Raw genomic sequence first — 21,058 nt, 5'->3', positions numbered from 1 at the left:
GCTCCACGCCTGCATGAACCCAACACACGACGACCTCGCCGATCCCGCACCGGCCGCTACCTGCCCGATCTGCAGCGGTGCCGCACGCTACGACTTCAGCGGCCGCGACCTGATGTTCGACCTCCATCGCCGTCACGATTACTGCCGCTGTGTCGCCTGTGACTGCATCTTCCAGCAGCCGATGCCGGATGCGGCCACGATCGCGGGCTTCTATCCGCCCCACTACGACATCTACGAGGAAGAAAAGGCGTCCCGCCCGCCCAGCCGGGTGAAGAAGGCGGTGCTCAGTCATCGCTTCGGCTACCGCCACCTGGCAGGCGGGCCGGTCGATGCGCTGCTGGCACGGCTGGCGGCGCCATTCGTCGATCTCGATCCGCCGCCCTTCATTCCCGGCGGACAGCTGCTCGACGTCGGCTGCGGCAACGGCCGCTTTCTTGCTGCCATGCGCGCACTCGGGTGGACGGTGCAGGGCGTCGAGTTCAGCCCCGACGGCGTGCGCGCGTGCCACAAGGCCGCACTGCCGGTCCATCACGGCGATCTCCCCTCGGCGCGCTTCGCCGACGACCGTTTCGACGTCATTACCGTGCGGCACGTGATCGAGCACATCCCGGAGCCGCAAGCCTTCGTCGCCGAGATCACCCGCATCCTCAAGCCAGGCGGCCGGCTGATCATGGAAACGCCGAACAGCGACGCCCTCGGCCGCGCCTGGCTGAGCGCGAACTGGTTCGCCAACGAAATCCCTCGCCACCTGTTCCTCTACAATCCGCGCAACCTCGAATTGCTGCTGGCATGCCACGGCCTCGTCCCCGACCGCCTCCGCCTCGGCACGACTCCGAAGATTTTCCTCAACAGCCTCGACTACATCCTGCGCAACCGCAGCAAGCCGTCGAAGAAAATCCGCTGGCGGCGCACCCTGGCCCGCGCCTACGTCTGGCTCGCACAGCGCAGCGGGCGTGGTGACGTCATTCACGCCGAATGCCGCAAACCGACGCCGGCCGCCGCCCTGAACTGCGCGGCGGGATGTTGACTGGACACCGCATGCGCATGGTCCGGCTGCTCGATCGATTCCGCCGCAGATGGCGGCGCCAAAAGCGCTCCCTGCAGGAGCGCTTTCCCCAGTACGCGATCGGCCGCGGCTCCTACGGCGATCTCACCGTGCGCAGTTGGAAGGAAGGCACGACGCTGACGATCGGCGCCTATTGTTCGATCGCTGCCGGCGTAAAGGTTTTCCTCGGCGGCGAGCACCGCGCAGACTGGGTCACCACCTTCCCCTTCCCGGCAATCTGGCCCGCCGATGCTGGTCACATCACCGGCCATCCACGCAGCCGCGGCGACGTCGTCATCGGCAACGATGTCTGGCTGGGCACCGAGGCCATGATCATGTCGGGCGTCACCATCGGCGACGGCGCGGTCGTCGGCGCGCGCGCGGTCGTCACCCGTGATGTGCCTCCCTACGCGATCGTCGCCGGCAACCCGGCACGCATCGTGCGCTACCGCTTCGATCCGGTCATCATCGCGCGCCTGCTCCGGGCGCGCTGGTGGCACTGGAGCGACGACCGCATCCGCACCTACCTGCCGCTGCTGCTGTCGGACGATCCCACGCGCTTCCTCGACGCGGCCGAGGCGGACACTCCCGGAGGCGAGCGCGCATGAAAGAAATTCTTTTCCTGTCGAAGGGCGAGGACGCATCTTCCACCCGCTACCGGGCACTCCAGTTCTTCAGCCGTTTCGAGCAGGCCGGGTTCAGCCCCCACCACCTCGTCATCGCCGGCAGCGCCGCCGCATACCTGCAGGCGCTGCATGCGGCACGGCACGCCGACATCGTCGTCGTCCAGCGCAAAGTCTTCCCTACCGCGCTGCTGTGGCTGTTGCGCCGCAGCGCCCGCCGCCTGGTATTCGACTTCGACGACGCCATTTTCTGCAACAGCGACGGCACACCGTCACCAACACGGATGAAGCGCTTCGCCGCGATGGCACGCACCTGCGACCACATCCTCGCCGGCAACGCCTTCCTCGCTGCCACCGCCGCACGCTTCAACCCGGCGGTGAGCCTGATCCCGACCTGCATCGACGCCGGCAAGTACCTGACAAGGGTGGACAAGCCGACCGCAACGGTGGACCTGGTGTGGATCGGCAGCAGTTCGACGCGCAATTACCTTGAGGAAGCGCTCCCCGCCCTGCGCCTTGCCGCCAGCCGGGTCGCCGCGCTGCGGCTCAAGATCATCGCTGACTTCGATCTGCCGACGGCTGGCATCGCCATTCTCCCGGTGCGCTGGCAGGCGGCCACCGAAGCCGCCGAACTGGCCTCCGCCCACATCGGCATCGCGCCAATGCGCAACGATGACTGGAGCCGCGGCAAATGCGCGCTGAAAGTATTGCAATACATGGGCGCGGGTCTGCCGGTGGTGTCGTCGAATGCCGGCGTCAATGCCGAAGTCGTCCACCCCGGCAACAACGGTTTCCTCGTCGACAGCGCCGAAGAATGGGCGCAGGCGATTGCCCGGCTGGCGGCGGACCCTGGCCTGCGCCAGCGCCTGGGCATGGCCGGACAACGGCTGGTCGCCGAACGATACTCGATCGACGCGGTTTTCAACCGCATCGCCGCCGCCCTCGCCAGCCTGTGACGGAGACTACGGCAACGTCCAGTGCGAGACGTACCGTCGCGGCTACCGGCGTCGCGCAAGGACGACAACGGCAGCAGTACCCTTGGCATTGGTAAAGCGCTTGATCTCGACGACACCGACCGACCGTAGCCATTCCTCCGATACGGCACCGCCGCGACCGCTTTCCAGCACGGCGAGATCATAGCGCCCGGCGGCAACGGCGGCAGCCAGGTCGTCCATGCTCATCATGCCGTCGACGCTCTCTCTGTACGGCCAGCCGGCATGGTAAGCCGTGCGCGGACTGCCGCTGTAGACCCGCGAGCGATCAGCAACGTTGGCGGCAAGCCAGGCGCCGGCTTGCCGATACTGGTTGTTTGCCGATGTAGGAGGCATCACCCCAACCAGCGCGGAGAAGACGATGACCGCCACCACCGGCACCCGCCACCGTCGATGGCGGCGCAGCAGACAAGCCAGCCCGCACGCGATCAGCGGCACCGCCAGGATGGCGAGAAAACCGACGTAGCGGCTGGTAAGAAAGAACTGGTGCATGAGGAACACGACCAGCACACCCGCATAGACGGCGAAACTCCACCCCAGCGGCTGCCATCGCCCCAGCAACGTTCCCGGCGGCAGGCAGCGTCCGGCGAACAGCAGCGGCACCAGCAGCACCCCGCTCATGTCCATAAATTTCGCCGGAACGGTGGACAACAGGCCGAAGAACAGGATCGATCCAGCCTCGTCGGCGGAATACTTGTTGAGAACGGCGCCGGCCATGCGCTCGGCGGCAGCCCCGAACCGCTCGAGCATGGCCAGCGGATCGGACGCCGACAGGTAGTATTCGATCCGCCCGTCAACGCCGATGGTGCCACTGGCGACCAGCACCGCCGCAGTCGCCAGCGCCGCTGCCGGCACGCCGCCCAGCATGACGAGACGGCGCCAGCGCTCACTGCCGCCGGCAGCGAAGGCCTGCCACAGCAGCAGCGCCGGCAGCAGCATCGCGGCCTCGAGACGGAACAGGCACGCCATGGCAATCGCTCCGAGCACAGCGAGAGCCGACGCCCATCGCAAGCGCTCAGACCAGCGCAGGGCGAGCAGCAATGCCAGGAGGGAAAACAGCCAGAAGCCGAACTCACGGATCAGATGATCGCGATAGGCATTGAAAGCTGGTAGCGCCAGTACCACCAGACAGGCCGCCCAGGCGGCATCGGGAAACTGCCGGCGAGTGATCAGCACCAGCACGGCACACACGCCCGCCAGCAGCAGCGCACACAGGGCGTAGCCGGTAGTTTCAACGCCGAATCCGGTCAGCCTGGAAAGCAGCCCGATCCCGATCGCCAGGTAGGGCCAGTCGAAGTTGGCCTTCGCCGCGGCGAAGCCATGGTCGAGAAACAGCCGGGCGGTATCGAGGTAAAGCATGCCATCCCGATTCGGCCCCGCGCTGCCGTAGATCGCGACCGTCGACAGCAACAGGCTGCCGATGAACGCCAGCCACGCCGGGCCGAGGCCGGTCAGCCACTGCCGCGCCGGCCCGGTGGCCAGCCGCGTGCGCCGCGCCGCTTCAGCCAACGTCATCTTTTGTCACCAGCACATCTTCCATCACCAGGTACTGCAGATCCGAGCCGAAGAACATGTCGAGCGCGTCGGTCGGCGAGCAGATCATCGGCTCGCCGCGGCGGTTGAGCGAAGTATTGAGGACCACGCCGTTGCCGGTGAGCGTTTCCAGCTCCTTCATCAGGTCGTAATAGCGCGGGTTGAATTCGCGCCGCAGCACCTGGGCGCGCGAAGTGCCGTCCTCGTGCACCACTTCGGGCACGCGCGTCTTCCACTCTTCCGCGACCTCGAAGGTGAAGGTCATGAACGGCGCCGGATGGTCGGTCTGCAGCATCTGCGGGCCGACGGTGTCGAGCATGCTGGGGCAGAAGGGGCGCCAGCGCTCGCGGAACTTGATCTGCTCGTTGATCCGGTCGGCCACCCCGGGCGCGCTCGGGCAGCCGAGGATGGAGCGGCCGCCGAGCGCACGCGGGCCGAACTCCATGCGGCCCTGGAACCAGGCCACCGGGTGGCCGTCGGCGAGGATTTTGGCGATGCGCCGCGGCACCGCGGCATCGCCGTCCTCGAGGCGCTGCCACTGCGGCCGCGCCGGGTGCCTGGTGCAGGCGGCGATGACGTCCTCATTGGTGTAGCGCGGGCCGAGATAGACGTGTTCCATCTTCTCCACCGCCACCCCGCGCTGCACCGAGACGTAGGACGCCGCCCCCACCGCGGTGCCGGAATCGCCCGAGGCCGGCTGCACGAACAGCTCCTTCACTTCCGGGCGGGCGATGATCTTCTGGTTGAGCTTGACGTTGAGCGCGCCGCCGCCGGCGAAGGCGAGCCGCCCGGTCTCGCGCAGGATGTCGCCGAGGTAGTAGTCCATCATCTGCAGGGCGAGGTCCTCGAACAGCTTCTGCATGCTCGCCGCGTAGTGGATATAGGGGTCGTCGGCGATGTCGCCGTGGCGCATCGGCCCCAGCCAGTCGATCAGCTTGGGCGAGAAGTAGTAGCCCTTGCCCTGTTCCTTGTAGCGCCGCAAGCCGATCACGTTGGCGTAGTCGGTGTTGATGACGAGCTCGCCGTGCTCGAACTTCGCCAGGCGCGAGAAATCGTAGCGGCTCGGGTCGCCATAGGGCGCCATGCCCATCACCTTGTATTCGCCGTCGAGCATCTCGAAGCCGAGGTATTCGGTGATCGCACCGTACAGCCCGCCGAGCGAATCCGGGTCGTAGAACTCCTTGATCTTGTGGATGCGGCCGTTCTCGCCGTAGCCGAAGAAGGTGGTGGCGTACTCGCCCTTGCCGTCGATGCCCATGATCGCCGTCTTCTCGGTGAAGCCCGAGCAGTGGTAGGCGCTGGAAGCATGGGCGAGGTGGTGCTCGACCGCTTCGATGCGCACCTTCCTGAGGTCGAAGCCGAGCTGCGCCAGGCACCATTCGATGCGCTTCTTGTAGCGGTGGAAGCGGCGGTTGCCCAGCACGATCGCGTCGAGGCCGCGGTCGGGGGCGTACCAGTAGCGCTTCGCATAGTGCCAGCGCGCCTTTTCGGTGATGGCGATCGGGGCGAAGGGGATGGCGACGACATCGACGTCCCTGGGCCGGATGCCGGCGAACGCGAGGCAGAACTTCGCCGCCTCGTAAGGCATGCGGTTCTTGGCGTGCTTGTCGCGGACAAAGCGCTCTTCTTCCGCCGCGGCGACGAGTCGGCCGTCGATGTAGAGGGCGGCGGAAGGATCGTGGGTGAGCGCGCCGGAAAGGCCGAGGATGGTGAGGGACAAGGGCGAGCCTCCGGGTGAACAGGGAGCGGACGGCATCGCGGATGCCGGCTTCGAGGGGGCGAATTATACGCTGCCCGGGAACGACGCCCGGCATGCCGGGGGGCACAAGTTACAGCATCTTGCAGGCGGTTTCGCGCATTCAGCACAGCCTTGCACCGAGCCCCCGTGCACTGCATGATTGCCGCCCTCGTGCACGTTTGCCGCGAACAGCCTTGAGCGCCCCCCTTGAGCCTTCACCCCACCTACCGACCTGATATCGACGGCCTGCGGGCGGTCGCGATCGTTCCCGTCATCCTGTTCCATTATGGGCTTTCCGGATTCGAAGGCGGTTACGTCGGCGTCGATGTGTTCTTCGTCATTTCCGGGTATCTGATCACGTCGATCCTCCACCGCGAGATGAGGATGGGCGAATTTTCCTTCGCCGCCTTCTACGAGCGCCGGATCCGGCGCCTGCTGCCGGCGTTCGCGGTGGTCACCGGGGCGAGCTTCCTCGCCGGCTGCATCGGGTTCCTGCCGGCCGATCTGGAAGCGCTCTCATCCAGCCTGGTCGCAGCATGGTTCTTCGCTGCCAACCTGTATTTCTGGAAGAAAACCGACTATTTCGATGCCGAAGCGATCGACAAACCCCTTCTTCATACCTGGTCGCTGGCCGTAGAGGAACAGTTCTACATCGTCTTTCCCTGCCTGCTGCTGGCGGCGCTGCGCTGGTTTCCCGGCCATGTCCGAACAATCATCGCCGGCTGCGCACTGCTCTCCCTGCTGGCGGCGGCAGCGGTCGTCGGACATGCGCCGGAGGCCGCCTTCTATCTGCCGCATCTGCGCGCATGGGAGCTGCTCGCCGGTGCCCTGCTCGCGCTTCGGGTGATCCCCCCGCCGCAGACCGCCGCCCTGCGCGATGCGCTGGCGATCGCCGGCCTGGCGCTGATCGGCCTTGCCGTGTTCACCTTCGACGCGGCCACCCTGTTCCCCGGACTCAGTGCGCTGATTCCGGTCCTCGGCACGGCGATGGTCATCACCGCCGGCAGCGCCGGCGGAGCGCGGTGCAACCACGTCCTCGGCGCAAGGCCGCTCGTTCTCACCGGCCTGCTGTCGTATTCGCTCTATCTCTGGCACTGGCCGCTCTTCGTTTTCGCCCACTATCGCCTCGGACGCGCCCCGGCGGGACTCGAACTGCTGTGGCTGGTCGCCCTCACCCTGGTGCTGGCGGTGCTTTCGTGGCGTTACGTCGAGCGCCCGCTGAGAGGGAAAAGCCGCCGACTGACGCGCCGCACCCTGTTCCGCGCCACCGCACTGACCGTCGGCCTCGCCACCCTGGCGGGAGTCGGCGTGCGCCTGAGCGGCGGCTTGCCCGGGCGTCTCCCCGCAGCCGTAGCTGCGACCGCAGCCGTCGGCGAAGAGCCGATCCCTTTTCGCGAAGCCTGTTCGGGCCTCGGGCTCGACGCCGTCCGCGATGGCGGGTTATGCACTTTGGGCAAAAACGGTGCAGCCGGATTCCTCCTCTGGGGAGACTCCCATGCGCTGTCGCTGGCCCCCGCCGTCGACCGCGCGGCCGCGCAGGAAGGGCTCGGCGGGCGCTTTGCGGGAAAATCCGCCTGCCCGCCACTGCTCGGCACGCTCGAGTTCAAGCGCTCGAAAACGAGCTGCACCGGATTCAATCACGCGGTGCTCGAATACATCGACCGCGAGCCGTCGCTGCGCACGGTGTTCCTCGTCGCCCGCTGGTCGTACTACCTGTCGATTGCGCAATCCGACGAGGACCGGCGGCGCTTTGCCGATGCCCTCGAAGCGCTGGTGGAGCGGCTTCGCGCACGCGGCATCCGCGTCGTGGTGGTCGAGCAGGTCCCCGAAATGTCGGGCGACATTCCCTCCCTGGCCGCGCGCGCGGCGTGGTTCGGCTGGCCTCCGGCGGACGACCTTCCCGCCGCCGAGTACCGCCGCCAGCAAGGTGCGCTGCGGGCGATTCTCGGCATCGCCGAGGCCACCGTGGAGCCCTCCGGTTTCGAGCTGCTCGACCCGGGCCGCGCATTTTGCGACGATGACCGCTGCCGCGCCCTCCGCGCCGGCAAGCCGCTGTATCGCGATGCGCACCATCTCTCGCAAGAAGGTGCTTCCCTGCTGATCCCGCTGTTTCAACACTCCCTCGCCTCGGACAAAGGCGGCACATGAAGCCCGCAGATCGATGAGCACCTCACTTCTGGTCACCGGCGCGAGCGGCTTCATCGGGCGCCCCCTCCTGCGCCGGCTGCAGGCGGAGGGCCGGCACGCGGTGGGCACCGCCCGCCGGCCGCCGCCGGGCAGCGGGCTGCAGCCCGGCCCCGCCCTCGGTCCCGACGCCGACTGGCGCGAACTGCTTGGCGGGCGCGAGGTGGTCGTCCATGCCGCGGCCCGCGTCCACGTCATGAACGACGGCGCCGCCGATCCGCTCGCCGAATTCCGCCGCGTCAACGTCGACGGCACCCTGCAACTGGCCCGGCAGGCGGCCCGCGCGGGCGTGCGGCGCTTCATCTTCATCAGCTCGGTCAAGGTCAATGGCGAATGCTCGCCGCCGGGCCGCCCCTTTTGCGCGCACGACCGCCCCGCGCCCGGCGACCCCTACGCTCTCTCCAAGCACGAGGCCGAACAGGGCCTGCTCGCCCTGTCCGCCCGCACCGGCATGGACGTCACCGTCATCCGTCCGCCGCTGGTCCACGGCCCCGGCGTCAGGGCCAACCTGCAGACCCTGATGCACTGGCTCGCGCGCGGCCTGCCCCTGCCGCTCGGCGCCATCCGGCACAACCGGCGCTCGCTGGTGGGGGTGGACAACCTGGTGGACCTGATCACGACCTGCATCGACCACCCCGCCGCAGCAAACCGGACCTTCATGGTTTCCGACGGCGAGGACCTGTCCACGACCGCGCTGCTGCTGCGCCTGGCCGCGGCGATGGCCGTGCCGGCCCGGCTGCTGCCGGTACCGCCGTGGCTGCTGACGCTGGGCGGGGCGCTGAGCGGACGGCAGGCGATGGTCCGGCGCCTGTGCGGCAACCTGCAGGTGGACATCGCGCCGACCTGCGCAGCGCTCGGCTGGACGCCACCCATCGGCGTCGATGAAGGCCTGCGGCGTATGGCCGCCGGCGCCGGAGGAGGATGAATGGGCGTGCTTGCGCAACTCGGCCTGATCTTCGCCGTCGGCACCCTTTCCGCCGCCCTGACCGGCCTGCTGCGCCGCTATGCGCTGGCGCGCGGCATCATCGACGTGCCCAACGCGCGCAGTTCGCACGCCCTGCCGACGCCGCGCGGCGGCGGCGTCGCGATCGTGCTCGGCACCGCGCTCGCGCTGCCCGCGCTGTGGGCCGCGGAAGTGATCGCGCCGGCGCAGCTGTGGGCCCTGCTCGGTGCGGGGGGGGCGGTGGCGGTGGTCGGATTCGCCGACGACCACGGGCACATCGCGGCACGCTGGCGGCTGCTGGCCCATTTCAGCGCCGCCGTCTGGGCGCTGGCCTGGCTCGGCGGCCTGCCCCCCGTGCCGTTCTTCACCGCCCTGCAGATGCCGGGCTGGGTCGGTGCCGTTTTCGGCGCGCTGTACCTGGTCTGGATGCTCAACCTGTACAACTTCATGGACGGCATCGACGGCATCGCCGGCGTCGAAGCGGTCTGCGCCTGTCTCGGCGGCGCCGCACTCTACCTGCTGTCCGGACATCCGGCGCTGTCGCTCCTGCCGCTGGTGCTGGCCGCCGCAGTCGCGGGCTTCCTGTGCTGGAATTTCCCGCCGGCGAAGATTTTCATGGGCGATGCGGGCAGCGGCTTCCTCGGCATCACCCTGGGAGTGCTGTCGCTGCAGGCCGGCTGGGTGTCGCCGCAGCTGTTCTGGGCCTGGGTGATCCTGCTCGGGGTATTCGTGACCGACGCGACCATGACCCTGCTGCGCCGCCTGCTGCGGGGCGAAAAACTCTACCAGGCTCACCGCAGCCATGCCTATCAGCACGCGGCCCGGCACTTCGGCGGCCATCGGCCGGTGACGCTGGCGGTGGCGGCGATCAACCTGCTGTGGCTGCTGCCGCTCGCGCTGTGGGTGGGGACGGGGAAGATGGCGGCCATCGCGGGCGTACCGATCGCCTATGCTCCGCTGTTGCTGCTGGCTTTTCGCTTTCGGGCCGGCGCCGCCGAAGCGGGATGAATTTGTGAAGAAGTGGCACAAATCGATACGCTGCAGCATCCCTGCCCGGACAAGCGGTTAGAATCGCGACCGCCTGTCAGCCGGCCGAAACCGCCGGTTCAACGCAACCCCATGTTCAAGACCACTACGCGCTCTGCCATCGTTTTTCTCTTTGACCTCCTGGCCATGCTCGTGGCGTGGGTGGGGGGCGTGGCGCTGCGCTTCAACTTCGACCTCCCCGCACACTACGCCGACAAGCTGCTCGCCGCCGGAGCGGTGCTGCTGCTCGTCCACGCCATCGCCTGCCGCTGGGCCGGGCTGTATCGCGGGATGTGGGTGTTCGCCAGCCTGCCCGACCTGCGCCGGGTCCTGAAGGCGGTCGGCGTCTCCGCCGTGGCGATGGCGGTCGTGATCGCCGTCGACCGCGGCCCCCCGGCCCTGCCGCGCACGATGATCGTGCTCTATCCGATGCTGCTGCTGATGGTGATGGGCGGCGGCCGGGCGGCGTGGCGGATGTGGAAGGAGCATCGCCTGTACGGTGGCCTGATCGGCGCCGGCAAGCCGGTGGTGGTGGTCGGCGCCGGCACCGGAGGCGCGATGCTGGTGCGCGAGCTGACGCGCAGCCCGGACTGGCGGGTGGTCGCCCTGGTGGACGACGACCGCTCGAAGTGGGGACGGGAGCTTTACGGCCAGCCGGTGGTCGGCTCGATCGAACAGTTGCCGCGGGTCCTGCAGGACTACAAGGTGGGCCACGTGATCCTGGCCATGCCCTCGGCGGCCGGAGCCGCACTGAAACGCGCGACCGACATCGCGGTGCACGCCGGCGCCCACGTGTTCACCGTGCCCGGCCTGGACGACCTGATGAACGGCCACGTCGCCATCAACGCGATGCGCCCGGTCGACATCGAGGACCTCCTCGGCCGCGAGCCGGTGCACATCGATTCCGCGCACGTGCAGGCGATGATCGCCGGCAAGACCGCGCTGGTCACCGGCGCCGGCGGCTCGATCGGCAGCGAACTCTGCCGCCAGCTCGCCCGCTTCGCCCCGGCGCGGCTGGTGCTGATGGAAGCGAGCGAATTCGCGCTGTACGGCATCGAGCAGTGGTTCCGCGAACACCGCCCCGACGTGGACGTGGTGGCGCTCGCCGGCGACGTCAAGGACGCCGCCCGGGTGGACGAGATCTTCGCCGCCTGGAAGCCGCAACTGGTGTTCCACGCCGCCGCCTACAAGCACGTGCCGCTGATGGAAGTGGGCAACGCCTGGCAGGCGGCGCGCAACAACGTGCTCGGCACCCTGCAGGTGGCAATGCAGGCGCAGCGCCGCGGCGCCGAGCGCTTCGTGCTGATTTCCACCGACAAGGCGGTCAACCCCACCAACGTGATGGGCGCGACCAAGCGCCTGGCCGAGATGGTGTGCGAAGCGCTGAGCCGGGCCAGCGGCAGCACCACCCAGTTCGAGATGGTGCGCTTCGGCAACGTGCTCGGCAGCACCGGCAGCGTGATTCCCAAGTTCGCCGAGCAGATCGCCCGCGGCGGCCCGGTGACGGTGACCCACCCGGAAATCAACCGCTACTTCATGTCCATCCCCGAGGCCGCGCAGCTGGTGCTGCAGGCCGCGGCGATGGGCCAGGGCGGCGAGATCTTCGTCCTCGACATGGGCGCGCCGGTGAGGATCGTCGACCTCGCGCGCAACATGATCCGGCTGTCGGGCTACAGCGAAAGCGAGATCCGCATCGAATTCACCGGCCTGCGCCCGGGCGAGAAACTGTACGAAGAGCTGCTCGCCGACGCCGAGAAGACCCGCGAAACGCCCCACCCCAAGCTGCGCATCGCGCGCTCGCGAGCCGTGAATGGGGCGTTCCTGGAGGAACTGGGCGACTGGCTGTCGCAGCCGGGCCCGGTGAGCGACGAGGAGGTGCGCACCGGGCTGCAGCGCTGGGTGCCAGAATACCGCCCGGCGCCGCATCGGGCAGCGGCGGCCGACAGGGCGATTGCGCTACCGGCCACCGCTCCCGCCGTGCTCGCCGCAACGGCACCGCTTCCCTCCGACGGCGTGTCATAGGCGCGGCCGCGACCGCGCCTGCAACTCAGCGGCGGATCTTCTCGATCAGCCCGCTGGTCGAGTGCCCTTCGACGAAGCCGAGCACTTTGACTGCACCGCCGGCCCGGCGCACGCAGTCGCCACCGGCGATCTGCTCGGGGGTGTAGTCGCCGCCCTTGACCAGCACGTCGGGCAGCACCGCGCAGATCAGGCGCTCGGGCGTGTCTTCGGCAAAGGGCACGACCCAGTCCACGCAGCCGAGCGCGGCAAGCATGCGCAGGCGGTGGTCCAGTGCATTGACCGGCCGGCGCGCGCCCTTCAGGCGGCGCACCGAATCGTCGTCGTTGACCGCGACGACGAGGCGGTCGCCGAGCGCGCGCGCCTGCTCCAGGTATTCGATATGGCCGGGGTGGAGGATGTCGAAGCAGCCGTTGGTCATCACCACCCGCTCACCGGCCTGGCGCGCGGCGCGCACCGCGGCGATGGCCTCGGCTTCGTCGAGCACGCCGCTGCGGCTGTCGCCGCGCGCCGGGATCGATTCGGCCAGGTCCGCATCGATCTGCGCGCACCAGATGTGGCCGACCATGATGTGGCATTCCTGGATGTGCGCGGTTTCGGCGACACCGATGGTCACCGCCACGTCCACCAGATCGCGCAGCTTGCCGCCGTCGCGGCCGAGCAGTCCGATCACTGCGCAGCCGCGCTGGCGGGCGGCGCCGACCGCGGCGATGACGTTGCCGCTGTTGCCGCTGGTGGAGATTCCCACCAGCACGTCGCCGGGCTGGGCGAGGGCCTCGACCTGGCGGGCGAAGACGCTGTCGAAGCCATAGTCGTTGCCGACCGCGGTGAGGATCGAGGTGTCGGTGCTCAGCGCGATCCCCGGCAGTCCGCGGCGCTCGGCGACGAAGCGCCCGACCAGCTCGGCGGCGATGTGCTGCGCGTCGGCCGCGCTGCCACCGTTACCGCACAGCAGAAGCTTGTTGCCGCGGTTGATCGCCGCGCTGATGCACTGCGCGGCGGCGGCCACCGCCGGCGCGACGGCGCGCAGCGCGGCCACGGCGGCAAGATGCTTGTCGATGTACTGGGCGATGAAGGTCATGGCGGGACTCGTGGTGCGGATCGCGGGCCGGGAAAGACTTGATGCGGGAAAAGGCATCGGCTGAAGCGCGATGTTAACATGAGGCGCATTCCGGGCACCCTGCCCGCACCTCCATCCCCAGCGACACGGCCATCGCGGCTGCCGCCGCAACGCTCCAGGCCGTCGACCGGCCCCGACAATGACCGAACCGACCGCCACCGCCCCCCTGATTGTCCTCACCACCCTCCCCGACCCGGCCTCGGCGCAGGCGCTGGCGGCGGCGCTGGTCGAGGGCGGGCTGGCGGCGTGCGTGAATGTGCTCGCCCCCTGCACCTCGGTGTACCGCTGGCAGGGCAGGCTGGAAACCGCTGCCGAAGTGCCGCTGCTGATCAAGACCACCCGCGCCGCCTACGCCGCCCTCGAGGCGGAGATCCGCACCCGCCACCCCTACGAACTTCCCGAAATCGTGGCGGTCCCTGTGGAGCGGGGCCTGCCCGCCTACCTCGACTGGGTGCGCACGAACGCCGCACCGCCCCTGCCGCCTCCAGCCCGATCCGACCCTTCAGCCGAATGACGTTCATGCCCCACCTCCTCCTGCATCGCACCCTGTGGCTGCTTGCCATGCTCGCGAGCCTGTTCGCCTCCGCCGCGCACGCCAACCCGATCGCACCCGAAAAGGCTTTCGCGCTGCGCGCGCAGGCGCTCGATGCGCAGACGGTGGAAGTCGTGTTCGAGGTGACCAAGGACTACTACCTTTACGGCGACAAGTTCCGCTTCGAGGCCGAACCCGCCACGGTCGTCTTCGGCACGCCCGAGAAACCCGCCGGCGAACGCCACCGGGACGAGTTCTTCGGCGAAGTCGAAACCCACCGCGGCGAGTTGCGCATCCTGCTGCCGGTGCAGGCGCCAGCGGGCCTCACCCGCTTCGAGCTGATCGCCACCAGCCAGGGCTGCTGGGACGGCGGCATCTGCTACCCACCCACCACGCAGAGCGCGGCAATCGACCTCGCCGCCCCCCGAAACCGGCCGCAAGCGGCGTCCTCGGCAAACTGCTCGGCAGCGACACCGCCGCGACAGCCCCGGCCGCCACCCTGGCGGCCCTCCCCGACGCCAGCGCGACGCCGCCGGACGCGGTCTCCGGCGATGAAAGCGGCGACGTCGCCCGCCTCCTCGCCGGCGCCAGCGTGCCGCTGATCCTCGCCAGCTTCTTCGGCTTCGGCCTGCTGCTGGCGTTCACGCCGTGCACCTTCCCGATGATTCCGATCCTGTCCGGGATCATCGTCGGCCAGGGACACAAGGTCTCGCACATGCGCGCCTTCGCGCTGTCGCTGGCCTACGTCCTGGGGATGGCGGCCACCTACGCCCTGGCCGGCGTCGCCGCCGGCGTCACCGGCACGATGCTGACCGCGGCGCTGCAGAACGTATGGGTGCTGACCGCCTTCGCCCTGGTGTTCGTGCTGCTGTCGCTGTCGATGTTCGGCTTCTACGAGCTGCAGCTGCCCTCCGCGCTGCAAAGCCGGCTCGCCGACAGCGCCAGCCACAGCAAGGGCGGCAGCCTGGGCGGGGTGACCGCGATGGGCGTGCTCTCGGCGCTGATCGTCGGCCCCTGCGTGGCCGCGCCGCTGGCCGGCGCCCTGCTCTACATCGCCCGGACCGGCGACGCCGTGCTCGGCGGCTGGGCGCTGTTCGCGATGGGCCTGGGGATGGGCGCGCCGCTGCTCGCGGTAGGCGTGGCGTCGCGCTCGCTGCTGCCCAAAGTGGGGCCGTGGATGGAAGGGGTGAAGAAGACCTTCGGCGTGCTCCTGCTGGCGGTGGCGCTGTGGATGCTGAGCCCGGTGATCCCGGCGCTCGCGGTGATGCTGGGATGGGCCGCGCTGCTGCTGTTTTCCGGCATCTTCCTGCATGCGCTCGACCCCCTGCCTACCCATGCCAAAGGCTGGATGCGCTTCGCCAAGGGGGTAGGGGTGGCGCTGGCAATCGCCGGCGCGGCGGTGCTGGTGGGGGCGCTCGCCGGCTCGCGCGACCCGCTCCAGCCGCTCGCCGTGCTGCGCACCCAGGCCGCCGTCGCGGCGCCCCTGCCGCAGTTCGAAAAAATCGGTTCGATCGCCGAGCTCGACGCCCGCCTGGCCGCCACCGACCGCCCGGTGATGCTCGATTTCTATGCCGACTGGTGCGTGTCGTGCAAGGAGATGGAACGCTTCACCTTCAGCGATCCGCAGGTTGCCGCGCACATGAGCCGGATGCTGCTGCTGAAGGCCGACGTCACCACCAACAACGACGAGCACAAGGCCCTGCTCAAGCGCTTCGGCCTGTTCGGCCCGCCCGGAATCCTCTTCTTCGACGCCCGCGGCCAGGAGCGCCAGGGCCTGCGCGTGGTCGGCTTCATGAAGGCCGGGCCCTTCGCCACCGTGCTGGAGCGCGCCCTGTAGCGCGCCGTTTTCCCCTACAATCCCCGCTTTCTCCCTTTCGGTTCAGTCCCTTCCCATGTTTTCCGGCATCATCGCGGCGGTCGGCCGCATCGAACACATCGAGCCGCTCGCCGAAGGCGTGCGCCTGACCGTCGACACCTGCGGCCTCGATCTGGCCGACGTCATCGTCGGCGACAGCATTGCCAACAGCGGCGTGTGCCTCACCGTGATCGCGCGCGACGGCGCAAAGGTGAAGTTCGACGTCTCGCGCGAGACCCTCGACTGCACCGTCGGCCTCGATGTCGCCGGCGCCGAAGTCAACCTGGAAAAGGCGCTGAGCCTGGCCGATCGCCTCGGCGGGCACCTGGTCACCGGCCACGTCGACGGGGTCGGCGAAGTGCTCAAGTTCGAACCGGTGGGCGAGAGCCACGAGCTCGTGATCCGCGCCCCGGCGGCGATCGCCGGCTACATCGCGAAGAAGGGCTCGATCACCGTCAACGGCGTCAGTCTCACCGTCAATCGCGTCGAAGGGCGCGACTTCTCGATCAACCTGATCCCGCACACGGTCGCGGTCACCAACCTCAAGCATCTGGCCACCGGCAGCCGGGTCAATCTCGAAATCGACCTCATCGCCCGCTACGTCGAGCGCATGCTCGCCTGGCGCAGCGAGGAAAACGGCTCCGCAGCCTGAATGCCGCCCGCCAAGCGCCGCCGCAACGCCCACAAAGGAAACAGCATGAGCGCACTCGCGCCGATCACCGACATCATCGCCGACATCAAGGCCGGGAAAATGGTCATCCTGGTCGACGAGGAAGACCGCGAGAACGAGGGCGACCTCGTCATGGCGGCCGAATTCGTCACCCCGGAAGCGATCAACTTCATGGCCAGATACGGCCGCGGCCTGATCTGCCTGACGCTCACCGACGAGCGCTGCCGCCAGCTCGGCCTGCAGCAGATGGTGCGCGACAACCGCACCCCGCACGGCACCGCGTTCACGGTCTCGATCGAGGCCGCCACCGGCGTCACCACCGGCATCTCGGCGCACGACCGCGCGCGCACCGTGCAGGTCGCCGTCGCCCGCCACGCCAAGGCCGACGACATCGTGATGCCCGGCCACATCTTCCCGCTCACCGCACAGAAGGGCGGCGTGCTGATCCGCGCCGGCCACACCGAAGCCGGCTGCGACCTCGCCCAGCTCGCCGGGCTGGAACCGGCCTCGGTGATCTGCGAGATCCTCAAGGACGACGGCACCATGGCCCGCCTGCCCGACCTCGTCGAGTTCGGCAAGGAGCACGGCCTCAAGATCGGCGCCATCCGCGACCTGATCGAATACCGCGCCGCCACCGAGCACCTGGTGGAAAAGGTGATGGAGAAGGAAGTCGGCACCGCCCACGGCCACTTCCGCCTCACCGCCTTCGAGGAAAAAACCTCGGGCGACGTGCATTTCGCCCTGTCGCGCGGCGACATCACTCCCGAGCGCGAAACCCTGGTGCGGGTCCACGAGCCGATCTCGGTGCTCGACTTCCTCGACTCCGGCAGCGGCAAGCACAGCTTTCCCGTCAACCAGGCGCTCGCCGCCCTCGCCGCCGCGGAAACCGGCGTGATCGTGCTCCTCTATCGCCCGATGTCGGGCCGCGAGCTGCTCGCCGGCCTCGACGACAACCGCGAACGCCCGATCCCGCGCTGGGACGCGCGCCTGTTCGGCGTCGGCGCCCAGATCCTGCGCGCGCTCAACGTCGGCAAGATGCGCCTGCTCGCCAACCCGCTGAAGATTCCGAGCATGACCGGCTTCGGCCTCGAGATCACCGGTTTCGTCGAAAAGAACTGAACCCCTCGCGAAGATAAAAACATGCAACGCACCCAACCCGAAACTCCCCGCAAGCAGTCGCGCTACGACGGCATCGCCGAAATCGACCCCGACTTCGACGGCACCGGCCTGCGCGTCGGCGTGGTCATGGCCCGCTTCAACCTCGACATCTGCGAAGGCCTGCTGTCGGCCTGCACCGACGAGCTGTTGCGCCTGGGCGTGGCGCGCGCCGACATCCGCATCGCCACCGTGCCCGGCGCACTGGAAATTCCCCTGGTGCTGCAGACGATGGCCAACAGCGGCCGCTTCGATGCGCTGGTCGCGCTCGGCGCGGTGATCCGCGGCGAGACCTACCACTTCGAACTGGTGTCGAATGAGATGGGCGCCGGCGTCACCCGCGTCGGCCTCGACACCGGCCTGCCGATCGCCAACGGTGTGCTCACCACCGAAGACGAGGACCAGGCGCTGGTCCGCATGAGCGAAAAGGGCGCCGACTGTGCCCGTGCCGCGGTCGAAATGGCCCGCCTGCTGAAGGTGCTGCGATGACCGATCCGACCCCGCCGAACCCGGCCCCCGAAGGCGCCGCCAGCCCCAATCCGACGAGCAAGATGGCCCGCCGCCGGGCCCGTGAGCTGGCCCTGCAGGGCGTCTACCAATGGCTGCTGTCGGGCAACACGATGGCCACCGTGCAGCGCCACCTGGAATCGGAAACCGAGCGCCTCGACCGCATCGACCGCGAGCTGTTCGTCAGCCTGCTGCGCGGCGCGATCGGTAGCGCGGACGAGTTGCGCGCGGTGTTCACGCCTCTGCTGAGCCGCCCGGTGAGCGAGCTGTCGCCGATCGAACACGCCATCCTGCTGCTCGGCACCCACGAGCTGCGCCACAACCTCGACACCCCCTACCGGGTGGTGATCAACGAGGCGATCGAGCTCGCCAAGGGCTACGGCGGCACCGACGGCCACAAGTTCGTCAACGGCGTCCTCGACAAACTCGCCGCCCGCCTGCGCCCGCAAGAGGTCGACGCCGCGCGCGCGGCGAAGGGCTGACGCCCAGCAACGGCGGCGGCCACGACGCCACCGGCCGGAGCGGCGCATGCATGAACTGTCCCTCGCCGAAGGGGTCCGGGAAATCATCGACGAGGCCGCGGCGGCGCAGCGCTTCCGCCACGTGCGCACGATCGTCCTCGAAATCGGCGAACTGGCCGCGGTCGAGGCCGAGTCCCTGCAGTTCTGCCTCGAGATCGTGCTGCGCGGCACGATCGCCGAAGGCGCGGCGATCCAGGTGGAAACGCTTGCCGGCGCCGGGCGCTGCCCCGGCTGCGGGCGGACGGTGGCGATCCGCGAACGCTACGCCCCCTGCCCGGAATGCGGCGGCTTCGGCATCGCCCCCTGCGCCGGCACCGGAATGCGGGTGCGGGCGCTCGAAGTCGTGTGAGCAGGACGGACGCGGGAGGACAGGATGTGCACGACATGCGGATGCGGTGGGGGGGAAGCGAGGATCGGCGCCGTCTTCGGCGGCCGCAAGGAGGCGCGCGCGGCGCATCAACGAGCGCCGGCCGAGCGCCCCCACCGCTGGCGCGCATTGAGCGCCGACCCGCCTGCGCCCGGAAACGCCCGCCCCCTCCCCACCGCCGACACGTACGGCCACCCGCCCGCTCATCGACCACCGGCCGCCGACCCCGCGCATGTCGCCGCGCCGACGCCCACGCGAATGCTGGAGATCGAGCGCGACCTCCTCGCCAGGAACGACGCCCTCGCCGCCGCCAACCGTGCCGCCTTCGCCGCGCGCGGCATCTTCGCCCTGAACCTGGTCTCCAGCCCCGGCTCGGGCAAGACCTCGCTCCTCGTGCGCATGCTCCAGGCGCTCGCCGGCCGCATCCCGGCGGCGGTGATCGAAGGCGACCAGCAGACCGAATTCGACGCCGAACGCATCCGTGCCACCGGCGTGCCGGCGCTGCAGATCAACACCGGCAAGGGCTGCCATCTCGATGCCGGCATGATCGCGCGCGCGCTGGCGCGGATGGACCTCGCCGCGGGCAGCCTGCTGCTGATCGAGAACGTCGGCAATCTCGTCTGCCCGGCCGCATTCGACCTCGGCGAAGCGCACAAGGTGGCGATCCTGTCGGTCACCGAGGGCGAGGACAAGCCGCTCAAGTATCCCGACATGTTCGCCGCCGCCGACCTGCTGCTGCTCAACAAGGTCGACCTGCTGCCCTACCTCGTCTTCGATGCGCGGCGTGCGATCGACTACGCGCTGCGGGTCAACCCGCGCCTGCGCGTGATCCAGACCTCGGCCACCACCGGCGCGGGCGTGGGCGAATGGATCGACTGGATCGAGGCCGGGCTGGCGGCGGCACGCGCCGGGCGCGGCGCGAGCGCATGAACGCCGCCGCCGACCTTGCGTCGACGGCCGCGGGGACGGGCGCAAACGGCTCGTCCACGCCCGCTGGCTTGGTGCACGGCGAGGCGCTGGCGCTGCCCTCGATCGGCGCAGCTGAGCGCACCGACGCGCAGCCTATCCTCGCCCTCGGCGCCTGGTTCAAGCACGCCGCCTGTCTGCTCGAGGACGGCCGCGCGCGCTTCGGCCCCAACCTGGGCGATCTCGACAACGCCGAAGCCTGCCGCGGCGTCGCGCCCGCGGTCGCCGCCCTGCTTGCCGCCTCCGGGCGCCCGCCACGCGCCGTTGCCCACGACCTCCATCCCGATTTCCACTCCACCCGCGTTGCCCTCGCCACCGCCGCGCGCCTGGGGCTACCGGCGTTCGGGGTGCAGCACCACCACGCCCACGCCGGCGCGGTGCTCGCCGAGCACGGCCGCTTCGACACCCGCCCGGTGCTCGCCCTCGCCCTCGACGGTGTCGGCCTGGGCAGCGACGGCGGCGCCTGGGGCGGCGAGCTGCTGTGGGTTTCGGGAGCGCAGTTCGTCCGCCTCGGCCACCTGCGCCCGCTGCGTCTGCCCGGTGGCGACCGCGCCGCGCGCGAACCCTGGCGCATGGCCGCCGCACTGCTCCACGCCAGCGGCCGCGGCGCCGAGATCGCCCGCCGCTTCGCCCGCCAGCCGGCGGCGGCGCAGCTCGCCCAGGTGCTCGCCCGCCCAGCGCTGTGCCCGCCAACCACCAGCCTCGGCCGCCACTTCGACGCCGCCGCCGGTCTGCTGGGCATCTGCGAGGTGATGGAAGCGGAAGCGGAGGCCGCGCTCGCCCTCGAAGCGCTCGCCGCGCACAGCGCCGCGCCGGAGGTAACGCCCGGCGACTGGCGCATCCTCGCCCACCCGGCGACGCCGGCACCGACCGCGGACGGCACCGGTCGGTCCGCGGTCGGTGCCGGCGCGGCCGCTTCATCGCCCCCTGCCGCCCCTCTGCTCGAGCTCGACCTCCACCCCCTGCTGCTGCGCCTCGCCGACGAGACCGACGCCGCGCGCGGTGCGGCGCGCTTCCAGGCCACCGTGGCGGCCGCGCTGGTGGACTGGGTGGAGCACGCACGCACGCCGAGCGGCTGCGACACCATCGTGCTCTGCGGCGGCTGCCTGCACAACCGCCTGCTCTCGGCTGCGCTCGAATCCGCCCTCGGCGCGCACGGCCTGACCGTGCTCGGCGCCCAGCGGCTGTCACCCGGCGATGCCGGCCTCGCCCTCGGCCAGGCCTGGGTCGCCCACCACCGTCTCGCCGCACAGGAGTCCTGA

General features: G+C 69.6%; 18 protein-coding genes and 1 pseudogene. 16 read left to right on the top strand and 3 right to left on the bottom strand.

What is annotated here, in order from left to right:
• Nucleotides 1-13 precede the first annotated feature (13 nt).
• From Tchl_RS06035 to Tchl_RS06025, 3 genes are read left to right on the top strand one after another with little or no spacing between them, the layout of a single operon-like run.
• Nucleotides 14-1,027 (top strand): class I SAM-dependent methyltransferase, encoded by a 1,014-nt coding sequence (locus Tchl_RS06035; protein WP_075147603.1) that lies wholly within the window; start codon nt 14-16, stop codon nt 1,025-1,027.
• 11 nt (nt 1,028-1,038) lie between these two features.
• A complete protein-coding gene (locus Tchl_RS18260; protein ID WP_269745443.1) occupies nt 1,039-1,653 on the top strand; it encodes a CatB-related O-acetyltransferase in 615 nt (204 codons plus the stop codon).
• Complete coding sequence (locus Tchl_RS06025; RefSeq protein WP_075147602.1) at nt 1,650-2,624, top strand: glycosyltransferase family 4 protein; 975 nt, start codon at nt 1,650-1,652, stop codon at nt 2,622-2,624. Before Tchl_RS18260 ends, Tchl_RS06025 begins: the two co-directional genes overlap by 4 nt.
• A gap of 42 nt (nt 2,625-2,666) precedes the next feature.
• Here Tchl_RS06025 and Tchl_RS06020 read toward each other — a convergent pair whose 3' ends face one another.
• Together Tchl_RS06020 and Tchl_RS06015 are read right to left on the bottom strand one after the other, a co-directional pair.
• Entirely contained in the window at nt 2,667-4,175 is a 1,509-nt protein-coding gene (locus tag Tchl_RS06020; protein ID WP_075147601.1) for a hypothetical protein, read from the bottom strand.
• Nucleotides 4,162-5,913: a carbamoyltransferase family protein gene (locus tag Tchl_RS06015; RefSeq protein ID WP_075147600.1), complete on the bottom strand. Its 1,752-nt coding sequence runs from the start codon at nt 5,911-5,913 to the stop codon at nt 4,162-4,164. Before Tchl_RS06015 ends, Tchl_RS06020 begins: the two co-directional genes overlap by 14 nt.
• 225 nt (nt 5,914-6,138) lie before the next feature.
• Between Tchl_RS06015 and Tchl_RS06010 the strand changes: the two genes are divergently transcribed.
• The 4 genes from Tchl_RS06010 (at nt 6,139) to Tchl_RS05995 (ending at nt 12,106) form a co-directional block, all read left to right on the top strand.
• Nucleotides 6,139-8,079, top strand: coding sequence for an acyltransferase family protein (locus Tchl_RS06010; RefSeq protein ID WP_075147599.1), 1,941 nt, complete (start codon nt 6,139-6,141; stop codon nt 8,077-8,079).
• A gap of 13 nt (nt 8,080-8,092) precedes the next feature.
• A complete protein-coding gene (locus tag Tchl_RS06005) occupies nt 8,093-9,040 on the top strand; it encodes a UDP-glucose 4-epimerase family protein (protein WP_075147598.1) in 948 nt (315 codons plus the stop codon).
• The gene (locus Tchl_RS06000) at nt 9,041-10,066 is read left to right on the top strand and encodes an MraY family glycosyltransferase (RefSeq protein ID WP_075147597.1); all 1,026 of its coding nucleotides are present in this window, start codon (nt 9,041-9,043) and stop codon (nt 10,064-10,066) included.
• 111 nt (nt 10,067-10,177) lie between these two features.
• Complete coding sequence (locus Tchl_RS05995) at nt 10,178-12,106, top strand: polysaccharide biosynthesis protein (RefSeq protein WP_075147596.1); 1,929 nt, start codon at nt 10,178-10,180, stop codon at nt 12,104-12,106.
• 25 nt (nt 12,107-12,131) lie between these two features.
• On the opposite strand, the gene rfaE2 is transcribed toward Tchl_RS05995, so the two are convergent.
• On the bottom strand, nt 12,132-13,184 hold the full coding sequence (rfaE2, locus tag Tchl_RS05990; RefSeq protein ID WP_075147595.1) for a D-glycero-beta-D-manno-heptose 1-phosphate adenylyltransferase: 1,053 nt from the start codon (nt 13,182-13,184) through the stop codon (nt 12,132-12,134).
• A gap of 178 nt (nt 13,185-13,362) precedes the next feature.
• Between rfaE2 and cutA the strand changes: the two genes are divergently transcribed.
• The 9 genes and pseudogenes from cutA (at nt 13,363) to Tchl_RS05945 (ending at nt 21,058) form a co-directional block, all read left to right on the top strand.
• On the top strand, nt 13,363-13,737 hold the full coding sequence (gene cutA, locus Tchl_RS05985; protein ID WP_075147594.1) for a divalent-cation tolerance protein CutA: 375 nt from the start codon (nt 13,363-13,365) through the stop codon (nt 13,735-13,737).
• A 20-nt stretch (nt 13,738-13,757) separates the two neighbouring features.
• Nucleotides 13,758-15,592: pseudogene (gene dsbD / locus Tchl_RS05980) on the top strand (protein-disulfide reductase DsbD).
• 55 nt (nt 15,593-15,647) lie between these two features.
• Nucleotides 15,648-16,262 carry a riboflavin synthase gene (locus Tchl_RS05975; protein ID WP_075147593.1) on the top strand — a complete coding sequence of 205 codons (615 nt, stop codon included), beginning with the start codon at nt 15,648-15,650 and terminating at the stop codon, nt 16,260-16,262.
• Nucleotides 16,263-16,307: 45 nt separating this feature from the next.
• The gene (gene ribBA / locus Tchl_RS05970) at nt 16,308-17,399 is read left to right on the top strand and encodes a bifunctional 3,4-dihydroxy-2-butanone-4-phosphate synthase/GTP cyclohydrolase II (protein ID WP_075149600.1); all 1,092 of its coding nucleotides are present in this window, start codon (nt 16,308-16,310) and stop codon (nt 17,397-17,399) included.
• Nucleotides 17,400-17,420: 21 nt separating this feature from the next.
• Entirely contained in the window at nt 17,421-17,924 is a 504-nt protein-coding gene (ribH, locus tag Tchl_RS05965) for a 6,7-dimethyl-8-ribityllumazine synthase (protein ID WP_075147592.1), read from the top strand.
• A complete protein-coding gene (gene nusB, locus Tchl_RS05960) occupies nt 17,921-18,424 on the top strand; it encodes a transcription antitermination factor NusB (protein WP_075147591.1) in 504 nt (167 codons plus the stop codon). Before ribH ends, nusB begins: the two co-directional genes overlap by 4 nt.
• Nucleotides 18,425-18,470: 46 nt before the next feature.
• Complete coding sequence (locus Tchl_RS05955) at nt 18,471-18,812, top strand: hydrogenase maturation nickel metallochaperone HypA/HybF (RefSeq protein ID WP_075147590.1); 342 nt, start codon at nt 18,471-18,473, stop codon at nt 18,810-18,812.
• Between the two features lie 24 nt (nt 18,813-18,836).
• Nucleotides 18,837-19,760 (top strand): hydrogenase nickel incorporation protein HypB, encoded by a 924-nt coding sequence (gene hypB / locus Tchl_RS05950; RefSeq protein WP_075147589.1) that lies wholly within the window; start codon nt 18,837-18,839, stop codon nt 19,758-19,760.
• Nucleotides 19,757-21,058: a Kae1-like domain-containing protein gene (locus tag Tchl_RS05945; RefSeq protein ID WP_075147588.1), complete on the top strand. Its 1,302-nt coding sequence runs from the start codon at nt 19,757-19,759 to the stop codon at nt 21,056-21,058. Before hypB ends, Tchl_RS05945 begins: the two co-directional genes overlap by 4 nt.

The organism is Thauera chlorobenzoica, assembly GCF_001922305.1.
Taxonomy (GTDB): Bacteria; Pseudomonadota; Gammaproteobacteria; order Burkholderiales; family Rhodocyclaceae; genus Thauera; species Thauera chlorobenzoica.
The sequence above is the reverse complement of the archived record's forward strand: the minus strand, read 5'-3'. Positions and strand labels throughout refer to the sequence as shown.